Origin of the sequence: Burkholderia arboris, assembly GCF_038723655.1 — a bacterium.
Lineage (GTDB): Bacteria > Pseudomonadota > Gammaproteobacteria > Burkholderiales > Burkholderiaceae > Burkholderia > Burkholderia arboris.
In genome coordinates this window covers 1194516-1214128 of record NZ_CP109823.1, presented here as the reverse complement: position 1 = coordinate 1214128, position 19613 = coordinate 1194516, and the positions used below count along the sequence as shown (strand labels likewise).

Below are 19613 nucleotides of genomic sequence, written 5' to 3'. Positions count from 1 at the left end.
GTAGCACCCGGCGTCTCGGTATAAACATTCCGGCTGGATGGTATGATCCGCCGCATGACTAAACCCGCCCCCTCTCCCTGGTCCGCGCTCGACACCGCAATCGCCCGTGGACGCGACGCGCTCGTGCGTCTTCAGCAGCCCGACGGCAGTTGGTGTTTCGAACTCGAATCCGACGCGACGATCACCGCGGAATACATCCTGATGATGCATTTCATGGACAAGATCGACGACGTGCGCCAGGAGAAGATGGCGCGTTACCTGCGCGCGACCCAGCGGCTCGGCACGCATGGCGCCTGGGATCTGTACGTCGACGGTGCGCCGGACGTGTCGTGCAGCGTGAAGGCGTACTTCGCGCTGAAGGCGGCCGGCGACAGCGAACACGCGCCGCACATGGTTCGCGCGCGCGATGCCATCCTGAAGCTCGGCGGCGCGGCGCGCGCGAACGTGTTCACGCGCATCCTGCTCGCGACGTTCGGCCAGGTGCCGTGGCGCGCGGCGCCGTTCATGCCGATCGAATTCGTGCTGTTCCCGAAGTGGGTGCCGATCTCGATGTACAAGGTCGCGTACTGGGCACGCACGACGATGGTGCCGCTGCTGGTGCTGTGCTCACTGAAGGCGCGTGCGCGCAATCCGCGCAACATCTCGATCCGCGAGCTGTTCGTCACGCCGCCGGACGAGGAACGCCAGTACTTCCCCCCCGCGAGCGGCATGCGCAAGGTATTCCTCGCGCTCGACCGCACGGTGCGCCATATCGAGCCGTTGATGCCGAAAGGCCTGCGACAGCGCGCGATCCGGCATGCGGAAGCGTGGTGCGCGGAACGCATGAACGGCGAGGACGGGCTCGGCGGCATCTTCCCGCCGATCGTCTACAGCTACCAGATGATGCAGGTGCTCGGCTACCCGGACGACCATCCGCTGCGGCGCGATTGCGAAAACGCGCTGGAGAAGCTGCTGGTCACGCGGCCGGACGGCAGCATGTATTGCCAGCCGTGCCTGTCGCCGGTGTGGGACACGGCGTGGAGCACGATGGCGCTCGAACAGGCACGCGGCGTCGCGGCGCCGGAAGGCGACGACACAGCGTCGGGCGCGCTGCGCGAACTCGATGAACGCATCGCACGCGCGTACGACTGGCTGGCCGTGCGCCAGGTCAACGACCTGCGCGGCGACTGGATCGAGAACGCACCGGCCGACGTCGAGCCGGGCGGCTGGGCGTTCCAGTATGCGAACCCGTACTACCCCGACATCGACGACACGGCGGTCGTCACCGCGATGCTCGATCGCCGCGGCCGCACGCATCGCAACACGGACGGTACGAACCCGCATGCGCGGCGTGTCGCGCGCGCGCTCGACTGGATGCGCGGGCTGCAATCGCGCAACGGCGGCTTCGCGGCATTCGATGCCGATTGCGACCGCCTGTACTTGAACGCGATCCCGTTCGCCGATCACGGCGCGCTGCTCGATCCGCCGACTGAAGACGTATCGGGCCGCGTGCTGCTGTGCTTCGGCGTGACGAAACGCGCGGAAGACCGCGCATCGCTCGCGCGCTGCATCGAGTACGTGAAGCGCACGCAGCAGCCCGACGGCAGCTGGTGGGGCCGCTGGGGGACGAACTACATCTACGGCACGTGGAGCGTGCTGGCCGGCCTCGCGCTCGCCGGCGAGGACAAGTCGCAGCCGTACATTGCGCGCGCGATCGAATGGCTGCGCGCGCGGCAGCACGCGGACGGCGGCTGGGGCGAAACGAACGACAGCTATATCGACCCGAAGCTGGGCGGCACGAACGGCGGCGAAAGCACGTCGAACTTCACCGCGTGGGCACTGCTCGCGCAGATGGCGTTCGGCGATTGCGAATCCGATTCGGTGAAGCGCGGCATCGCGTATCTGCAGTCGGTGCAGCAGGAAGACGGCTTCTGGTGGCACCGCTCGCACAATGCGCCGGGTTTCCCGCGCATCTTCTACCTGAAGTATCACGGCTATACCGCGTACTTCCCGCTGTGGGCGCTCGCGCGTTACCGGCGGCTGGCGGGCGCGGCTGCTACGGCGCCCGCAGCAGTGGAAGCCACCGACACGGCAGTCGCTTGAACGACCCCGCGCCGCGGTGCCCGGGAAGGGCGCCCGGCGCGGTCGTGACGGATCCCCCTCCCCGCCGGATCAGCCGGCCCCCTTCCCCCGCATCCTCGCGAACGCATCGCGCAGATCCGCGCAGAACGCGTCGCCGATCATCGACAGCGGCTGCGACGCGGACGTCACCAGATAGAAGTGATCGGGCACGGCCGGCTCGAACGGCTTGACGGCCACGCGCTGGCCCGCATATGCAGCCGTCACCGGATCGATCAGCGCGACGCCCGCACCGTTCGCGACGAACGCGACGATCGTCTGCGACAGCTGCGCCTCGATCGACAGCACCCGCGACACGCCGGCCTCGACGAACACGCGGTCGATCGCGCTGCGCGCCTCGAAGCTCGGCGGAAACGAAATGAACGATTCGTCGCGCAGGTCGGCCGGCTGCACGACGCGCTTGCGCGCGAGCCGATGCCCGCGCGGCACGATGCAGCACATCGCCGCTTCCGCGAGCCGCTCGCCGCGCACGGCCGGATGCGGGACAGGTTCGGCGATCAGCCCGACGTCGCACTGCCCTGACGCGACCTTGTCGACGACAGTGGACGCACTGTGCGCGAGCAGCGTGATGTCGACGCCCGGATGCGCGTGCGAGAAACGCGTGACGAGTTCCGGCAGCAGATCGAGCGCGACGGCCGGCGAGCCGGCCACGCGCAGCGTGCCGCGCCGCATCGCGCGGATCTGCTCGGCCGCCTGCGCTACGCGATCGAGCCCGACGAACGCACGTTCGACCTCCTCGTACAACACGCGCGCCTGCGCGGTCGGCGTGAAGCGCCCCTGTTGCCGCTCGAACAGCACGAAGCCGATCCGGTCCTCGAGATCGGCGATCAGCCGGCTCACGGCCGGCTGCGAGATATGGAGATCGCGCGCGGCGCGTGTGACGGTGTGGCGCTGCATCACCGCGCGAAACGCTTCGATCTGACGAATCCTGAGCGAGGGCGTGGTCATAACACTGGATTATGGGTCGTTGATCAAGCTGTATTGGACAGCACATTTTGCCTGTCCGAACATCGGTTCCGCAACGTAACTGAAGCAAGGAACCGCGCCGCCATGGGATATAACACGCAATCGCTTCACCCGCGACGACGGAGTCGCGCATGACCGTGCGCCGCTTCGACGTCGTCGTGGCCGGCGGCGGTCTCGTCGGCATGGCCATCGCGTGGGGCATCGCGCGGCTCGGCAAAAGCGTCGCGGTCTGCGACGGCGACGACATCGCGTTTCGCGCGGCGCGCGGCAATTTCGGGCTCGTGTGGGTGCAGGGCAAAGGCGGCCGCTGCCTGCCGTATGCGCGCTGGTCGCGCGAATCGTCCGAGCGCTGGCCTGCATTCGCCGCACAGTTGCAGCGCGAAACGGGGGTGGACTGCGCATTCGAACGTCCGGGCGGCATCGAACTGTTCGAGCATCGCGCGGAACTCGACAGCGCAGCGGACCTGCTCGAATCGCTGCACCGGCAGGACGCGGCGCTGTCGTATGAAGTGCTCGATCCGGCGGCGCTGCGCGAGCGCATCCCGTCGGCATCGCCGTCGCTGGCCGGCGCGTTGTGGTCGCCGAACGACGGCCACGCGAATCCGCTCTACACGCTGCGCGCGATGCTGCAGGCGTTCCAGCAGTGCGGCGGCGTCTATCTGCCGCGCAGCGAAGTCACCGAGATCCGCCCGTGCGCCGGGCGCTTCGAGATCGACACGCGCGACACGCGGCTCGAAGCCGGGCGTGTCGTGCTCGCGGCTGGCCTCGACAACGCACGGCTCGCGCCGATGGTCGACCTGCGCGCGCCGATCTCGCCGTTGCGCGGCCAGATCATGGTCACCGAGCGCCTCGCGCGGTTTCTCGACTATCCGACGCTGGTCGTCAGGCAAACGCCGGAGGGCTCGGTGCTGCTCGGCGATTCGGCCGAAGACGTCGGCCTCGACGACGGCCAGACGCGCCCCGCGATGGTCGACATCGCACGCCGCGCCCGCACCGCGTTCCCGGCGCTCGCGCACGCACGGATCGTGCGCGCGTGGGGCGCGCTGCGCATCATGACGCCCGACGGCCTGCCCGTCTACGAAGCGTCGGCCACGCATCCCGGCGCGTTCATCGCGATCTGCCACAGCGGCGTGACGCTCGCGGCGACCCATGCCGATCTCGTCGCGCCGTGGATCGCGGGCGGTGCTGCGCCCGCCGACCTGTCCGCCTTTACCACCGCGCGCTTCGTCGCGCCCACGGAAGCCCGGCATGTTTGACTCCCTCATTCCCGCCGCCGCGATAGTCGAACGCGTGCGCATCCATATCGACGGCACGCCGCACGACGTGCCCGCGCACTACAGCGTCGCGGCCGCGATGCTCGCCGCCGGGTCGGCCGCGTGCCGTGCGAGCGCCGTGAGCGGTGCGCCGCGCGGCCCGTTCTGCATGATGGGCGTGTGCTTCGACTGCCTCGTCGAAGTCGACGGCTTGCCCAACGTGCAGGGCTGCATGACGCCCGTCTCGGACGGCATGCAGGTGCGCCGGATGCACGGCAAGGCGAGGCTCGCATGACACGCCGCCAGTGCGATCTGCTGATCGTCGGCGCAGGGCCGGCCGGGATGGCGGCAGCCGCCGCCGCGCGCGCGGCCGGGCTGTCGGTCGTCGTCGCGGATGAAAGCCGTGCGCCCGGCGGCCAGATCTACCGCAACGTGACCGATGCACCGGCCGCGCTCGCGCAATGGCTCGGCGCCGACTACACGGCCGGCCGGCCGCTCGTCGACGGTTTGCTCGCGAGCGGCGCGCACTACCTGCCGCGCAGCGTCGTGTGGCAGGTCGCGTTCGAGCCGGAACCCGTCGCGATGCTCACGCAAAGCGGCCCGTCCGGCGGCACGCTCGAAGTCGGCGCGCGCGCGGTGCTGATTGCGACCGGCGCGCAGGAGCGGCCGTGGCCGGTACCCGGCTGGACGCTGCCCGGCGTGATGGGCGTCGGCGCCGCGCAGACGCTGCTGAAATCGTCGGGCCTCGCGCCGTCGGCCGATACCGTGCTCGCGGGCAGCGGCCCGCTGCTGTGGCTGTTCGCTGCGCAATTGCTGAATGCGGGCCGGCGCGTGCGCGCACTCGTCGACACGACACCGCGCGATGCGTGGCGCCGTGCGCTCCCGCATGCGCTGCCGGCGCTGCGCGGCGCCGACTATCTGCTCAAGGGCTGGCGCATGCTGCGCGCGGTGCGCAATGCCGGCATTCCCGTGTATCGCGGCGCGACCGACATCCGCATCGACGGCGACACGCGCGCCGAACGTATCCGCTTTCGCGACGACGAAGGTGTCGTGCAGACGCTCGACACGTCGCTCGTGCTGCTCCATCAGGGCGTGATTCCGTCGACGCAGCTCGCGCGCGCGCTCGGCTGCGCGCACGACTGGGACGCACCGTCGGCGTGCTGGCGCCCGCAATGCGACGCGCGCGGCCGCAGCAGCGTGTCGCGTGTCTGGATCGCAGGCGACGGTGCGGGAATCGGCGGCGCCCAGGCAGCAGCGCTCGCCGGCGAAGTGTCGGCGCTCGACATCGCCGCGCAACTCGGCGCGCTCGACGCAGACCGGCAGGCCATACGCGAACGCCCGGTGCTGCGCGCCTTGCGCCGTCACCTCGCGGTGCGTCCGCTGCTCGACGCGCTGTACACGCCACCGGCCGCGCTGCGCCGCCCCGACGACGACACGATCGTGTGCCGCTGCGAAGAAGTCACGGCTGGCGAGATCCGCCAGCTCGCCGCACTCGGCTGCCAGGGGCCGAACCAGATGAAGGCATTCATGCGCTGCGGGATGGGTCCGTGCCAGGGGCGCTGGTGCGGCACGACGGTCGGCGAGCTGATCGCCGACGTGCAGCAGCGCAGCGTCGGCGACGTCGGTCATTACCGGATCCGCGCACCGATCAAGCCCGTCACCGTCGGCGAGATGGCCGACGCCCTCGAACTGTCGAACGATTTCCAGCGCGGCGAATTCCCGAGTTGACGCGCACACGCACGCTTCCCCCACACACGAACGGAGCCAGACCATGAAGACGCGCCTCACGATTCTCCTTTCCGCCGCCGCGATGGCCGTTGCGTCGCAAGCGTCGGCAAAGGAGTGGACGACCATCCGCATCGGGGTCGACCCGACCTACCCGCCGTTCGAATCGACCGCGACCGACGGCAGCGTGAAGGGCTTCGACGTCGATCTCGGCAACGCGCTGTGCGCGAAGCTGAATGCGAAATGCGTGTGGGTGTCGAGCAGTTTCGACGGGCTGATTCCGGGTCTGCAGGCGCGCAAGTTCGACGTGATCCTGTCGTCGATGGCCGCGACCGAACAACGGCGCCAGCAGATCGACTTCACCGACCGCCTCTATCGCAACCAGACGCGGCTGATCGCGCGCACCGGCTCGGGACTGCTCCCGGACGCGGCGAAGCTCGCCGGCAAGCGCGTCGCGGTCGAGCAAGGCACGATCCAGGAAACCTATGCGCGTGAAAAGTGGGCCGCGGCGAAGGTCGAGGTTGTCCCGTATCCGAGCTACGACCAGGCGTATGCGGATCTCGTCACCGGACGCGTCGACGGCGTACTGATGGATGCCGTGCAAGGCCAGCTCGGGTTCCTGTCGACGCCGCGCGGCAAGGGCTTCTCGTTCGCGGGCGGTGTGGTGTACGACCCGAAGATCATGGGCAACGGCGATGCGGCCGGCGTGCGCAAGGCCGACGGCGATCTGCGCGACGCGCTCAATCGCGCCATCGCGCAGATCCGCAGCGACGGTACCTACAACACGATCCAGTCGAAGTATTTCGACTTCGACATGTACGGGCATTGACGGCGAACGCGGGGCGATCGAAGGGCCGCAGCACCGACTGCCGGCCGTACGCGTGCAGCCGGTATTGCGACGATTGACGTTCACCGAAGCGACGGGATCCGCGCCGGCCTGTGCGGCCGCATCGCTTGCCGCTCAGCGAGCGAGCGGCAACGGCGCGTCGGGAGCGACGAGCTGCTGCTCGCGCATCTCGCGCCAGAAATCGGCGGGGATATCGAACGTCAGTGCCGCGACGTCTTCCGCGATACGCTCCGCACGGCTCGCACCCGGAATCACCGAAACCGTCGCCGGATGCGCGAGCACGAACTGCAGTGCGGCCGCCTTGACCGGCACGTCGTAGCGCGCGGCGATCGCGTTGATCCGTTCGACCTTCGCGACGATTTCCGGCGGCGCCTTCCGGTATTCGTAGTGCGCGCCGCCGACGAGCACGCCCGAGCTGTACGGGCCGCCAACGACGATTCCGACGTTACGGGCCGCGGCCGCCGGCATCACGCGTTGCAGCGCGCGCTCGTGGTCGAGCAGCGTGTAGCGACCGGCGAGCAGCATCGCGTCCGGGTGCGGCTCGGCGAGGTCAAGCACCAGTTCGATCGGTTCGACACGGTTCACGCCGAGGCCCCACGCGCCGATCACGCCTTCTTCGCGCAGCTTGCCCAGTGCACGGAATGCACCCTTGCGCGCCGCTTCGAATTGCGCGAGCCATTCGTCTCCATAGATGTCCTGAGCGATGTCGTGCACCCATACGATATCGAGGCGATCGGTACGCAGGCGCTTGAGGCTGCCCTCGATCGAGCGCAGCGTCGCGTCGGCCGAGTAATCGCTCACCAGCCGGTTCGCGCGGCCGTGCGCGAAGATCCCGCTCTTGTCGCCGTAGTCGCGCGTCTTCGCGTCTTCCATTTCGTCGAGCACGATACGGCCGACCTTCGTGCTGATGAAGTAGTCGTCGCGGCGATGGCCAACGAGCGCGTCGCCGAGGCGCGATTCCGCGAGGCCCGCGCCATACGACGGCGCGGTGTCGAAGTAGCGTATGCCGCGCGCCCACGCGGCTTCGACGGTTGCGATCGCTTCTTCGTCGGGAATGTCGCGGAACATGTTGCCGAGCGGCGCTGCACCGAAACCGAGCCGGTTGCCGGCCGGCAGCGTGTCTTTGAGACTCATGTGTTGCTCCAGGTTTGACAGGAAAGTGCACCCAGTCTAGGTTGCACAAACAAGTCCGTCCAAGACATAATTCATCAAACTTGAGTCCCATAAGGTCTTATATGCTCGACATCCGCCAGCTTCAATATTTCATCGCGGTCGCGGAAGAAGAACACGTCGGTCGTGCGGCCGAACGCCTGCACATTTCGCAATCGCCGCTCAGCCGCCAGATTGCGCAGCTCGAGGAAAAGCTCGGCCTGACGCTGTTCGAACGCAGCCAGCAACGCATTCGTCTGACGCGCGACGGGCGCACGTTCCTCAGCGAAGCGCACGCGTTCCTGCGCCACGCGAACCGGCTCGAGTCGCTGGCGCGACGGCTCGGCCGCGGCGACGAAGGCGGCCTGTGCATCGGCTACCTGGAAACGGCCACGCACTCGGGCGTGCTGCCGCGCGCGTTGAAGACGCTGCGCGCCGAGCGCCCCGCCGTCCATATCGCGCTGTACAACTACACGTCCGCCGCGCAGCTCGAAGGCCTGCGCGAGCGCAGTCTCGACATCGCGCTCGTCACCGAGCCACCCGCGCCCGACGATCCCGAACTCGATGCGACGATGGTACTGAACGACCCGATGCTGCTCGCGATGCCCGACGGGCACCCGCTCGCGAAGAAGAAGACGCTGGTCGCCGACGATCTCGCCACGCAAGCGTGGATCGGCGTGACGCAGCAGGAAAGCGCGCCGCGTCACGGCGCGTTCGTCGCGGCCTGTGCGAAGGCGGGTTTCTCGCCGGAGATTTCGGTGGAAGCGACCGAGCCGCTCGCGGCGCTCGGGCTCGTCGCCGCCGGGCTCGGCGTGACGATGATCCAGCAGAGCCTGCGTCATCAGGTGCCGGAGGGCGTCGTACTGCGCGAGCTGCCGTGGTTCAGCTACCGTACGCCGCTTTGGGCCGCGTGGCACAAGGTCAACCTGCGGCCGCTGGTCGGCACCTTCCGCGAGATCCTGACCGGCGAGGAAGTCGTCGCGGCGGTCGGACAATGACACCCTGGATGGTCGGGGCGCCGGCACATCGGTGCCGGCACGCATGCGATGCAAACGTGCCAACGCCTTCGCTGCGAGCCTGAACCCGCGACGAAGGCGCTGACGGAGCCCGATGTCGCCAGGCTCCTGCTCGCACGATGCGATGCGCTGCCGTCAGGCCACCGCAAACCGCTTCGCCAGTTCCGCGAGGCCGTCTTCGTAGATTCCGCGGAACAGCTCGACGGTGTCGCCGTCGGTCGCGCCGTGCGGCGTGAACGTGCCCGACCACTCGACGGCCGACGCGTTCGGGCCGTTCTCGCGCACGCGCAGCGTGGAGCGATAGTTCACGACCGGGAACGGCGCTTCGAGGATCGCGTACGTGTAGCTGCGCTCCGTTTCGTCGAACGCGACCAGCCGCTCGACGATCGCCTCGCCGGCCGGGTTCGCGAGACGCCGCACGCGCCCGCCTTCGCTCAGCTCGCTGGCCGGAATGTACGACAGCCAGTCGGGCAGCGACCCGAAGCCGCCAATCAGTTGCCAGACGGTCTCGGCCGAAGCCGGGAGTTCGATGCTTGCATTTGCCTGTGCCATGCCATCACCTTTCAGGATCAACGATCGGTCGGCAGCGGCGCATTGGCCGCAATCAGACCTTGTTCACGCATGTCGCGCCAGAAGTCGGCCGGAATCGCCACGTTCAGCGCAGCCTGGTCTTCCGCGATCCGCTCCGGACGGCTCGCGCCCGGGATCACCGCGACGGTGGCCGGATGCGACATCGAGAACTGCAGCGCGGCGGCCTTGATCGGCACGTTGTAGCGCGTGGCGATCGCCTTGATCCGCTCGACCTTCGCGAGGATTTCCGGCGAAGCCTTCTGGTATTCGAAGTGCGACCCGCCTGCGAGCACGCCCGAGCTGTACGGGCCGCCGACGACGATGCCGACGTTCTGCGCGGCAGCCGCCGGCATCACGCGCTGCAGCGCGCGCTCGTGATCGAGCAGCGTGTAGCGGCCGGCCAGCAGCATGCCGTCCGGTTGCGGTTCGGCAAGGTCGAGCACCAGTTCGACCGGTTCGACGCGGTTCACGCCGAGGCCCCATGCCTTGATCACGCCTTCTTCGCGCAGCTTGCTCAGCACGCGGAATGCGCCCTTGCGCGCCACTTCGAATTGCGCGAGCCATTCGTCGCCGTAGAAGTCCTGCGCGATGTCGTGCACCCAGACGATGTCGAGGCGGTCGGTGCGCAGCCGCTTCAGGCTGTCCTCGATCGAACGCAGCGTCGCGTCGGCCGTGTAGTCGTTGACGATGCGGTTCGGCCGGCCGTGTTCGAACAGGCCGCCCTTTTCACCGAGATCGCGCGCCGACACGTCTTCGACTTCGTCGAGGATCACGCGGCCGACCTTCGTGCTCAGTACGTATTCGTCACGCGGATGGTTCGCCAGCGCGTCGCCGAGGCGGATTTCCGCGAGGCCGGCGCCATAGAACGGGGCCGAATCGAAATAACGGATGCCGTGTTGCCATGCCGCTTCGACGGTGGCCGCGGCTTCCGCGTCAGGGATGTTGCGGAACATGTTGCCAAGCGGGGCAGTACCGAAACCAAGGATCTTGTTACCGGGCAGCTTGTCTTTGAGACTCATGATTTTCTCCAGGGAGTGAGGGAAAGCGAGTTCAGTCTAGGGAGATGGGTTAAGTCTGTCCAAGACGGAATTCGACACACTTGAGTCCCACAAGGTCTAATCGGCTGGTTCGATGCCTGTTTCGATGACCGGCGCCGGCCCGCTCTTCCGGCAGGACGCCCGCCCGGCAAGGTGCCGACCGAATCGATACTCGATTCGTGATTCCAGATCAAAAATCATTTGGGCCGGCGACCGTATTTCCCCGGTCCCGCGATGCCTATATTGGCTGCACTCGCAACGACATCACCGTGGTTGCGGTTCACTCAACCTGATAGGCACCCCTGATGAAAACGCTGATTTCTTCCACGCTCGCCGCACTGATCCTTTCCGCACCGGCGCTGTCGTTCGCGCAACCGGCCGACCATCCACTGACCCGCGCCGAAGTGAAGGCCGAAATGGCCCGCCTCGCGGCCGTCGGCTACACCCCGGCGATGGATCACAACCAGTATCCGGCTGCGATCCTCGCCGCCGAAAAGCGCGTGCGTGACAATGCCGTCGCGCAGGCAGCACCGAACGCCGCGCCGGCCGCCGACAAAACCGGCTTCGGCAGCGAAGCCCGCACCACCAGCGAATCCGGCCGCGCGACGATGACCAACGGCCGCGACTCGATCTATCGCGGTCATTGATTCGCGTCGACGCGCAAGAGAGCACGCCTCTCGACACGCGCGATCGCTCGTCCCGCCGCTCCGCATTGCCGGCCCGGATCGCCTGAACAGGCATTCGGGCCGCGCGTCGCCGCTGCATTTCTCCCCTCGACCTGCCCCGCGAAACCGGCTCGCGCGCCGTCGCTGCACATGGCGATTCGTGACTGCGCAGTACAAGTTCTTATGCCGCTTCGTCCGTTTATCCGCCGCGCGCCGCGCACGATACTGCGCACCATCCGGCGCCAGGCGCCTCACTCGACATTTCGCACGCGCATGAACCGATATCCAGGATCGAAGCGCGTCGCGCGACCGGCCGTGCTGGGCGCCGTTCCGCTCGCCGCGCTGCTCGGCATTGTCCGGCTGCCAGTCGGACGACAAGGCGCCGGTCGCGACGCCGAGCGTGATCGTCAGCAATGTCAACGACGTCGACGTCTACACGGGCCGCTTCGAAGCCGTCGACACGGTCGACGTGCGCCCGCGCGTGAGCGGCTGTCTCGACAAGGTCGCGTTCCATGACGGCGCGACCGTCCGCAAGGGCGACCTGCTGTTCGTCATCGACCCGCGCCCGTACCGGGCGCGCAAGGCGCGCTCGAACGCGCGCAGTCGCAACTGAAACGGAGCCGGCAGGACTTCGAGCGCGCGTGCCTCCCGATCAAGACCGACACGATCGCGCAGAGCCTCCACGACCAGCGCAGGCAAGCCGTGCAAAGCGCGCAGGCCGAGGACTCGCTCGCGCAGGCGCGCACCGGGGACATGCTGAGTCAGGTCAGGCTGATGAGTGCGCCGGGGCAGCGAACGCGCGGTTCAGGTTCGACCGATACGCAAAGGGCGACGGGTGCGATGTCATTCGAACCCGCCGCCCTTTTTTGTGTTGCGCGATCCGGCGCGTGCGGCGTTGACTCAATCGATGTCGCCGCCCTCCTTCAACTGCGCGCTCACATAGTCGAGAAAGCTGACGATGCGCGACGACAACGTTGCATTGCGATAGAACACCGCGTGAATCGGCTGGCGGAATTCGGTGGTGTCGTCGACGAGCAGTTCGACGAGGCTGCCGTCGCGGCGATGCGTGCCCGTCATGTAGTCGGCGAGACACACGATGCCGGCGCCATTGAGCGCGAGCGTCAGCAGCGTCTCGCCGCTCGATGCCTGCAGCGCCGGATGAATGCGGAACACGCTGCCGTCTGCGGTGCGCAGCGGCCAGTGGTTCAGCGTCTCCGGCTGCACGAAGCCGAGCAGCGAATGGTTCGCGAGGTCGGCGACGCTCGTCGGCACGCCGGCTTTCTCCAGGTAAGCGGGGCTCGCGAGGATGCGCAGCCGGCTGCTGCCGAGCCGGCGCGCATGCAGCGTCGAATCGCGCAGCTCGCCGATCCGGATCGCCACGTCGGTGCGCTGTTCGAGCAGGTCGATGATCTCGTCGCTCGTGTGGAGCTCGGCCGCGATCGCCGGATACGCTTCGCGGAAGCCGGGCATCATCGGTGCGATCACGTGCTGCATGAACGGCATCGCGGCGTTGATCCGCAGGCGCCCGGCTGGCGTCTCTCGCTGGCTGACGATCTGCTCCTCGGCAAATTCGACCGACGCGATGATGTCGCGCGCATATTCGAGGAAGAGCTTGCCCTCCTCGGTCACTTCGAGACGGCGGGTCGTGCGGCGGATCAGCGTCGTGTCGAGCTTTTCCTCGAGGCGTCGCAGGATCCGGCTCATCACCGAGGTCGGCTGGTGCAGTTTGTCCGCCGCACCCGTCAACGAACCGGCGTCGGCGATGGTCACGAACGCGAGCATCTCGTCGAGGGTCGTCTTCATGGTCGGCAGTATCGGCAGTTTCAGGAACCGTCACGATAGTGCCGCCGCGCCGGTTTGATAAGCGGGCGCGGGCGCGAATCACAGTTGATTTCGATTCAATAATGCGCGGCGAATATTGTCCGAACAATCCGGAATGAAGCCGGAGGGCGAACGCGTGTTTTCATCAGACCAGGCGAGGCGGCGGCGTCAGGCCGCGACGGGCATCTCGTCGCGGATCCAGTCGAGCATCGCGCCGTGCTGCGGTGCCCACCCGAGTTCCTGCCGCGCACGCAGCGCCTTCACGCGGCTGTTCGACGCGAGCGAGAAATGCGCACGCGAATGACCGAGCGCCTGCGCCGCATCGGCCACATCCCATTCGACGACGGACGGCAAGCCGAGCCGCTCGGCCAGCGCATGGCCGATTTCCGCGAACGATGCTTCGCCGTTTTCCGCGAAGTAGAACGCACCGGGCGATGCAGCATGGATCGCGCGCAGATACAGGTCGGCGACATCGTCGACGTGCACGTTCGACCAGCGGTTCAACCCCTTGCCGATCACGCGCACCGCGCCGGCATCGCGCGCGACGGCCGCGAGCAGCGGCAGCTGCGCGCTGTCGCGGCGGATGCCGAGGCCGTCGCCGTAGATCATGCTGTTGCAGATTACCGCCGAGCGGATGCCCAGGCTCGCGGCCGACATCACGAGCCGGTCGATCGCGTTGCGTTCGGCCTTCGCCGGGGTGACGATCGGCGTCGTTTCGTCGAACACGGCGGCATTGGCATGCGCGCCCCGCGCATCGTCCGCAATCACGCTGGTGCCGCTCGTATGCAGGAACGTCTTGCCCGAGCCGCTCAGCGCCGCGACGATCGCCTCGACGGCCTCGCGGTGATCGCTGCTCGCCGCGTTGACGACGCAATCCGCGTCGCGCGCGAACGCATGCAGCAGCGCCGTGTCGTCGAGCGTGCCGACGACCGGCATGATGCCGGCCGCCGCGAGTTTCGCGGCGTTGTCGCCGTCGCGCGTCAAGCCGGTGACGACGTGTCCGGCCGAGACGAGCCGCGCAGCCACCGAACCGCCGATATAGCCGCTTGCGCCCGTCACGAATATTTTCATGCCTTTCATCCACTGCTCCGAAGGCGAGACGGTCAATGCGGGACAGGTCTCGCGAAATGTCTTGCGTCGCAGTATCGGCGGCCGGTGCCGCCCGTGGAAGGCGCGAATCGCCAAAACAGTTTTGAGCGCAACGGGATGATCGGCGGCATCGGACGAACCCCGCGCCGACCCGCGCGCAGCCGTTCGCGGCGATCTCGTGCCGCTGGCCCGAGCCACCGACCACGCGGCCTCAGCGCTCCGACACGAGCACGGACGCCTCGCCGTCCGTGCGCAGCGCATAGCCGAAGCCGCCGTACATGCCGGGCACCGCGAATCCTGTTTGTCTGGCCTGCGCATCGAGTTCGGGCAGACGCAGTGCATCGACATGCCGGCGCGAAATGCGGCCGACGATCGTGTCGTGGAAATGGCGCTGGGTGGCGCGCAGCGTATCGCCGGGCATGAAGCGCCGCGGCTGCGGCGTCAGCAACCCGGCCAGATGCCGATGCCCGCGCTGCGCCGCGATATCGACCGCGCGCTCGCGTCGTGCGTCGCGCAGCACGCGCCACGCGCCGAGCCGCAGCAGTTCGGTAACGCCCCCTTCCGGCGCCCCGCCGCAAGCAGCCCGATGCAACGGCGCATCAAGCGACGTCCCGCCCGGCCGTGTCGTGTCGCGTCGCGTCGCGTCGCGTCGCGTTGATGAGGCCAGGCTGTTGCGTCACGCGGTCGAGCATCGTCGACCAGTCGCCGTCGCGTGCCGCGTCGGCCAACGCGTGCCGGCTCGCGACCTGCGCGCCGCCGAGCACGCCGGCGCCCGTGATGCCGTCCCAGGCGACGCTCAAGCGGCTCTCCCGCCGATTGCGTGGCGTGTGCGCACATGGCGATCACGCATCGCCTCTCCGTGCCGATGACGCGTCGAGCGCGTCATGATCGACGAGCAGATTCAGCAGCTGTCGGCGCGACTCGATACCGAGCTTCGCGAACGCACGCCGCGCGTAGGTATCGATCGACGACGGCCGGATGCCGAGTTCGTGCGCGATATCCTGCGTTTTCCGGCCGCGAATGAGCCGTGCGCACACCTCCGATTCGCGGGACGTCAGCTTTTCGAACACGTCGTTCAATCGCTGCGCGGTCCCGCTTCCCGGTGGGCGCGGCGCGTGCACATCCGCACCGGCCGGACGGTCGCCGGCAATGCGCCGATGCGCGACCGCGAGCGGCAACACGATCAGCGCGACGTGCCGGACGACACTCAGCTCCTTCAGCGAAAACGGCGGCAGCCGGCGCGCGCGGCACACCGACAACGCATAGGTCAGCTCGTCCACGCGATACGTGACCACGCATTCGTCGTGAATGTCCTCGGTGTCGTAAAACGCACGCCGGATCTCGGGGTTCAACCGCAGCGTCGACAACTGCAGCAACTGCGTATCGCGTTCGCCGCGGATGCAGTCGAACGTCGTGTCGACCTGTGCGAAATCGCGGTAATAGCGCGTCATCGTGCGCTCGATCTGGTCGGGATAGGTGCCGTAGCTGCCGATCCAGCCGACCCGGCGGTCGAGCAGCGACTCGTCTTCGTAATCCAGATGAATGGAATCGCAATCGACGATGCGCGTCAGGTTCTCGAACACGGCCGCGACGAAATCCGGCGATCCGATCGCGCCGGCCACGGCCGACAGCGCGTCGGACATGAACACGAGCTGGCCCAGCTGGATATCGATCGTCGCGGCGGCGTCATGGTCGGTCATACGATGCACGGGGGATTGGGACGCCTACCGTTACCACGCCAAAAGTACGTTGCCAATTCCCTCGCGCCGCGTTCCGGTGCGTCACGCGGCCTCGCTGTACGGATTTCATGGACAGACATCCCGATGGCCGCCGAATAGAGTCATTCCCGATATCCGGCGAGGCCCGTCGGCGCGTCCGCAGGTCGAAGCGCGCCGCCGCGCGCCTCGTCGACCGACCCGCGGCGCGCCTGCGCCACGCAGTGCGCCGCCTTCGTTCCGAAAGGGAGTGACCATGATCGTCCGCGTATTTCGTCTCGCCTTCCCCGTTGCCATCGCGACCGTTGCGGCCTTCGCGCCGCTGTCGGTGTCGCCGGCCCGCGCGGCTGACGCCGAACTGAACGTCTACAACTGGTCCGAGTACATTGCGAAAACGACGATTCCGGACTTCCAGAAGCAAACCGGCGTGCACGTACGCTACGACGTCTACGACAGCGACGACACGCTGCAGTCCAAACTGCTGGCCGGCAGTTCCGGCTACGACATCGTCGTGCCGACGTCGAACTACATGGCCAGGCAGATCCAGGCCGGCGTGTACCAGAAGCTCGACAAGACGAAGCTGCCGAATCTCGCGAACCTCGATCCCGCGTTGATGAAGAAGATCGCCGAATCGGATCCGGGCAACCAGTACGGCGTGCCGTGGGCCTACGGCACGGACGGTGTCGGCTACAACGTGCAGGCGGTCAAGAAAGCACTCGGCGACGGCGCACCGCTCGACAGCTGGGCGCTGGTGTTCGATCCGGCCAACGTGTCGAAGCTGAAAAGCTGCGGCGTATCGTTTCTCGATGCGCCGGACGACGTGTTTGCAGCCGCGCTCCAGTACATCGGCAAGGACCCGAACAGCAAGAACCCGGCCGACTATCACGCGGCATTCGACATGCTGAAGAAGGTGCGCCCGTACATTACGCAGTTCAACTCGTCGGGCTACAACAACGATCTCGCGAACAACGACGTGTGTGTCGTGCTCGGCTGGTCGGGCGACGTCAGCGTCGCGCGACGCGAAGCGGTGGCAGCGAAGCGCGGCTACGAGATCCGCTACGCGAACCCGAAGGAAGGCGGCATCCTGTGGTTCGACGTGATGGCGATTCCGAAGGATGCGCCGCATCCGGAAGCCGCGCTGCAGTGGATCAACTACATCCAGGATCCGAAGGTCAACGCGGACATCACCAACGAGATCTACTATCCGAGCGCCAACAAGGCAGCCCATCAGTACGTGACGCCGGCCGTCGCGCATGATCCGAACGTGTATCTGACCGCCGACGTGCTCGACCGGATGACGCTCTCGAAGCCGCGTTCGGCGGACATCGCGCGACTCGAGAACCGCCTGTGGCAGCAACTGAAAACCGGCAACTGACCGCGCCGCCCTCAACCATGCAATCATGCGAACGCGCCGTCGGCGCGTTCATTTCAATTCGACGCAACCTGACCATCATGATCGACGTTTCATTGATTACCGATGCGCTCCGCCCGAGCGGCGCGCCGACGCAGTACCGCGTGTCGCCCGAGAAGCTGATCTCGGGAGATCCGCTTCAGACGCTCACCCCGGGTTTCGCGAGTCCGTGCGGGCGTTTCTCGACCGGCATCTGGGAAAGCACGCCCGGATGCTGGCGTGTCGCCTATACGGAAGCGGAGTACTGCGAGATCCTGGAAGGCACCTCCGTGATCACCGACGCCGAGGGCAACCGGAAGACCGTTCGCACCGGCCACCGCTTCGTGATTCCGCCAGGCTTTCGCGGCACGTGGGAAGTGGTCGAACGCACGCGCAAGATCTTCGTCGCGTACGACGAGCAGCCGGCGGAATAAGCAGCGGCAGCGCCCGGCACACGCAACATTGCACCCCAATTTGCCACGCACCTGCACGGCAATGACACGGAATTGACACACGCGGCCGGTAAGTTCCGGTCGTCCCGTCCCGTGTGCCGCCATGCTTGCCCTGCTTCTCGCCGCCTTCTACGAAACCGCCCGCCAGGGAAGCGTGACCGCGGCCGCGAAGCGCCTCGACGTAAGCCAGCCGACGATCACGTCGCGGATCCAGCAGCTCGAACGCCACTACGGAGTCGAGCTGTTCCATCGCCGCGGCAACCGCCTCGATCTCAGCGATGCCGGTGCGTCGCTGATGCCGATGATCGGCCAGATGCTGCAGATGGAGAACGACATCGATTTCGCGCTGCGCAACGAGCGCGAACTGCACACGGGCAACCTGCGCGTCGGCACGACCGGCCCGTTCTACATCCTGCCCGCGATCGCCGCGTTCCGCCGCCAGTATCCGGCCGTGAAGATCAGCATCGAGATCGGCAACTCGCAGCAGGTGCTCGATGCGCTCGTCGATTTTCGTGTCGACGTCGCGGTGTCGTCGCAGCGCGACGACGATCCGCGCTTCGTGCGGCACACGATCGCGAACGATCCGCTCGTGCTGGTCGTGCACCGTTCGCATTCGCTCGCCGTGCGCGAGTCGGTCGCGCTCGCGGCGCTGGCCGGGCAGACGTTGCTGCTGCGCGAGGCGGGCTCGCGCACGCGTGCGCTGATGGAGCACGTGCTGAAGCACGCGGGCATCGGCGTGCCCGCGAACGCGATCGAACTCGGCAGCCGGGAAGCAATCCGCGAAGCCGTGCGGCACGACATGGGCTGCACGCTGATGCCGCGCGGCGAGGTCGGCGCGCATCCGGAGCTGCGCGCGATCGCGATCGCCGACGACTTGCCGCCGATGCACGAGTATCTGTACTACCTCGGCGCGCGCGCCGATACGCGGCTGATCACCGCGTTCATGGCGAACGTCGAACGCCGCGACGAACGTCCGCTCGCACGCGCATAGCGACGTGGCGCACGCTCACACGGTTTCGAACAGCTCGACGATCCGCCAGCCGCGCGCCGTCGCGAGCGCACGCAGCCGTTCGTCCGGATTGGTGGCAACCGCGTCGGTAACTTTCTCGAGCAGCGGCACGTCGTTGTGCGAATCGCTGTAGAACCAGCTGCGTTCGAAATCCGGCCACGCGAGGCCAAGAGACGCGAGCCACGCATCGGTGCGCACGATCTTCCCTTCCCGATAGCTCGGCACGCCGGCCGGCCGCCCCGTATAGCGCGAACCGGGCTGCCCGTCGACGGTCTCCAGCTCGCACGCGATCAGCGCGTCGATGCCGAACGCCTGCACGATCGGCCGCGTGATGAACGCGTTCGTCGCGGTGACGACGCAGCACAGGTCCCCGCGCGCGCGATGATGGCGTACGAGATCGAGCGCCGCCGGCGAGATCGCGGGCCGCACGACGTCGGCCATGAAGCACGCGTGCCAGTGCGCGAGCCGTTCGCGCGAATAGCGGGCGAGCGGCGCGAGCATGTTGCACAGGTGCGCGTGGATGTCGAGCGTGCCGGCCGCATAGCCGGCCGCGAATGCAGCGTCGATGCGGTCGAATTCGGCCGCGTCGACGAGGCCGTGCTCGACCATGAAACGGCCCCAGGCCTGGTCGCTGTCGAACGGAATGAGGGTAAGGTCGAGATCGAAAAGCGCGAGTTGCGTCATCGAATGAAGCGTCGTGTGAGCAGGGAGGAATGAAAAACGCGCAGCCTCGCCAACGCGGGGCCGCGCACAAAAGCCGCCGGCGCGGGTCGGCGCGCCGGCGGCACCCG

At 67.5% G+C, this 19613-nt stretch carries 21 protein-coding genes; 11 read left to right on the top strand and 10 right to left on the bottom strand.

The features are described 5' to 3' along the window. Nucleotides 1-42 precede the first annotated feature (42 nt). A complete protein-coding gene (gene shc, locus OHZ10_RS37975) occupies nt 43-2082 on the top strand; it encodes a squalene--hopene cyclase (protein ID WP_059241266.1) in 2040 nt (679 codons plus the stop codon). 69 nt (nt 2083-2151) lie between these two features. Here the strand turns inward: shc and OHZ10_RS37970 are convergent, their stop codons facing one another. Next, nucleotides 2152-3066 (bottom strand): LysR substrate-binding domain-containing protein, encoded by a 915-nt coding sequence (locus OHZ10_RS37970; protein ID WP_059241265.1) that lies wholly within the window; start codon nt 3064-3066, stop codon nt 2152-2154. A 149-nt stretch (nt 3067-3215) separates the two neighbouring features. Here OHZ10_RS37970 and OHZ10_RS37965 point away from each other — a divergent pair, with 149 nt between their 5' ends. Genes OHZ10_RS37965 through OHZ10_RS37950 form a run of 4 tightly spaced genes read left to right on the top strand, consistent with a single transcriptional unit; the run spans nt 3216 to nt 6891 of the window. Further along, complete coding sequence (locus tag OHZ10_RS37965) at nt 3216-4340, top strand: NAD(P)/FAD-dependent oxidoreductase (RefSeq protein WP_256087716.1); 1125 nt, start codon at nt 3216-3218, stop codon at nt 4338-4340. After that, the gene (locus OHZ10_RS37960; RefSeq protein ID WP_059241263.1) at nt 4333-4632 is read left to right on the top strand and encodes a (2Fe-2S)-binding protein; all 300 of its coding nucleotides are present in this window, start codon (nt 4333-4335) and stop codon (nt 4630-4632) included. The genes OHZ10_RS37965 and OHZ10_RS37960 overlap by 8 nt, the downstream gene beginning before the upstream one ends. Continuing rightward, on the top strand, nt 4629-6065 hold the full coding sequence (locus OHZ10_RS37955; protein WP_342706233.1) for an NAD(P)/FAD-dependent oxidoreductase: 1437 nt from the start codon (nt 4629-4631) through the stop codon (nt 6063-6065). Before OHZ10_RS37960 ends, OHZ10_RS37955 begins: the two co-directional genes overlap by 4 nt. A gap of 43 nt (nt 6066-6108) precedes the next feature. Further along, nucleotides 6109-6891, top strand: coding sequence for an ABC transporter substrate-binding protein (locus OHZ10_RS37950; RefSeq protein WP_342706232.1), 783 nt, complete (start codon nt 6109-6111; stop codon nt 6889-6891). 132 nt (nt 6892-7023) lie between these two features. On the opposite strand, the gene OHZ10_RS37945 is transcribed toward OHZ10_RS37950, so the two are convergent. After that, nucleotides 7024-8043 carry an aldo/keto reductase gene (locus OHZ10_RS37945; RefSeq protein ID WP_059241260.1) on the bottom strand — a complete coding sequence of 340 codons (1020 nt, stop codon included), beginning with the start codon at nt 8041-8043 and terminating at the stop codon, nt 7024-7026. Nucleotides 8044-8144: 101 nt separating this feature from the next. Between OHZ10_RS37945 and OHZ10_RS37940 the strand changes: the two genes are divergently transcribed. Next, on the top strand, nt 8145-9056 hold the full coding sequence (locus tag OHZ10_RS37940; RefSeq protein WP_342706231.1) for a LysR family transcriptional regulator: 912 nt from the start codon (nt 8145-8147) through the stop codon (nt 9054-9056). A 153-nt stretch (nt 9057-9209) separates the two neighbouring features. Here the strand turns inward: OHZ10_RS37940 and OHZ10_RS37935 are convergent, their stop codons facing one another. After that, nucleotides 9210-9626, bottom strand: a complete 417-nt coding sequence (locus tag OHZ10_RS37935) for an SRPBCC family protein (RefSeq protein ID WP_342706230.1) — start codon at nt 9624-9626, stop codon at nt 9210-9212. A 17-nt stretch (nt 9627-9643) separates the two neighbouring features. Then, nucleotides 9644-10663, bottom strand: a complete 1020-nt coding sequence (locus tag OHZ10_RS37930) for an aldo/keto reductase (protein WP_342706229.1) — start codon at nt 10661-10663, stop codon at nt 9644-9646. A gap of 323 nt (nt 10664-10986) precedes the next feature. On the opposite strand from OHZ10_RS37930, the gene OHZ10_RS37925 reads away from it, so the two are divergent. Then, nucleotides 10987-11328 carry a DUF4148 domain-containing protein gene (locus OHZ10_RS37925; protein ID WP_342706228.1) on the top strand — a complete coding sequence of 114 codons (342 nt, stop codon included), beginning with the start codon at nt 10987-10989 and terminating at the stop codon, nt 11326-11328. A 370-nt stretch (nt 11329-11698) separates the two neighbouring features. Beyond that, entirely contained in the window at nt 11699-11959 is a 261-nt protein-coding gene (locus OHZ10_RS38680; RefSeq protein ID WP_425394805.1) for a biotin/lipoyl-binding protein, read from the top strand. A 287-nt stretch (nt 11960-12246) separates the two neighbouring features. Here OHZ10_RS38680 and OHZ10_RS37915 read toward each other — a convergent pair whose 3' ends face one another. The 5 genes from OHZ10_RS37915 to OHZ10_RS37895 all read right to left on the bottom strand — a co-directional run bounded on the left by OHZ10_RS37915 (nt 12247) and on the right by OHZ10_RS37895 (nt 15956). Continuing rightward, on the bottom strand, nt 12247-13149 hold the full coding sequence (locus OHZ10_RS37915; protein WP_342706227.1) for a LysR substrate-binding domain-containing protein: 903 nt from the start codon (nt 13147-13149) through the stop codon (nt 12247-12249). Nucleotides 13150-13335: 186 nt separating this feature from the next. Next, entirely contained in the window at nt 13336-14247 is a 912-nt protein-coding gene (locus OHZ10_RS37910) for an NAD-dependent epimerase/dehydratase family protein (RefSeq protein ID WP_342706226.1), read from the bottom strand. A 220-nt stretch (nt 14248-14467) separates the two neighbouring features. Beyond that, nucleotides 14468-14848 carry a hypothetical protein gene (locus tag OHZ10_RS37905; protein ID WP_342706225.1) on the bottom strand — a complete coding sequence of 127 codons (381 nt, stop codon included), beginning with the start codon at nt 14846-14848 and terminating at the stop codon, nt 14468-14470. A gap of 7 nt (nt 14849-14855) precedes the next feature. Further along, a complete protein-coding gene (locus OHZ10_RS37900; protein WP_342706224.1) occupies nt 14856-15056 on the bottom strand; it encodes a hypothetical protein in 201 nt (66 codons plus the stop codon). A gap of 42 nt (nt 15057-15098) precedes the next feature. Further along, complete coding sequence (locus OHZ10_RS37895; RefSeq protein WP_342706223.1) at nt 15099-15956, bottom strand: helix-turn-helix transcriptional regulator; 858 nt, start codon at nt 15954-15956, stop codon at nt 15099-15101. A gap of 271 nt (nt 15957-16227) precedes the next feature. Between OHZ10_RS37895 and OHZ10_RS37890 the strand changes: the two genes are divergently transcribed. The 3 genes from OHZ10_RS37890 to OHZ10_RS37880 all read left to right on the top strand — a co-directional run bounded on the left by OHZ10_RS37890 (nt 16228) and on the right by OHZ10_RS37880 (nt 18804). Next, complete coding sequence (locus OHZ10_RS37890; protein WP_059241253.1) at nt 16228-17346, top strand: polyamine ABC transporter substrate-binding protein; 1119 nt, start codon at nt 16228-16230, stop codon at nt 17344-17346. A gap of 77 nt (nt 17347-17423) precedes the next feature. Then, nucleotides 17424-17795 carry a cupin domain-containing protein gene (locus OHZ10_RS37885; RefSeq protein WP_081052149.1) on the top strand — a complete coding sequence of 124 codons (372 nt, stop codon included), beginning with the start codon at nt 17424-17426 and terminating at the stop codon, nt 17793-17795. A 121-nt stretch (nt 17796-17916) separates the two neighbouring features. Continuing rightward, entirely contained in the window at nt 17917-18804 is an 888-nt protein-coding gene (locus tag OHZ10_RS37880; RefSeq protein ID WP_174992267.1) for a LysR substrate-binding domain-containing protein, read from the top strand. A gap of 15 nt (nt 18805-18819) precedes the next feature. Here the strand turns inward: OHZ10_RS37880 and OHZ10_RS37875 are convergent, their stop codons facing one another. Beyond that, nucleotides 18820-19506: an HAD-IB family hydrolase gene (locus OHZ10_RS37875; protein ID WP_342706222.1), complete on the bottom strand. Its 687-nt coding sequence runs from the start codon at nt 19504-19506 to the stop codon at nt 18820-18822. Between the last annotated feature and the right edge of the window lie 107 nt (nt 19507-19613).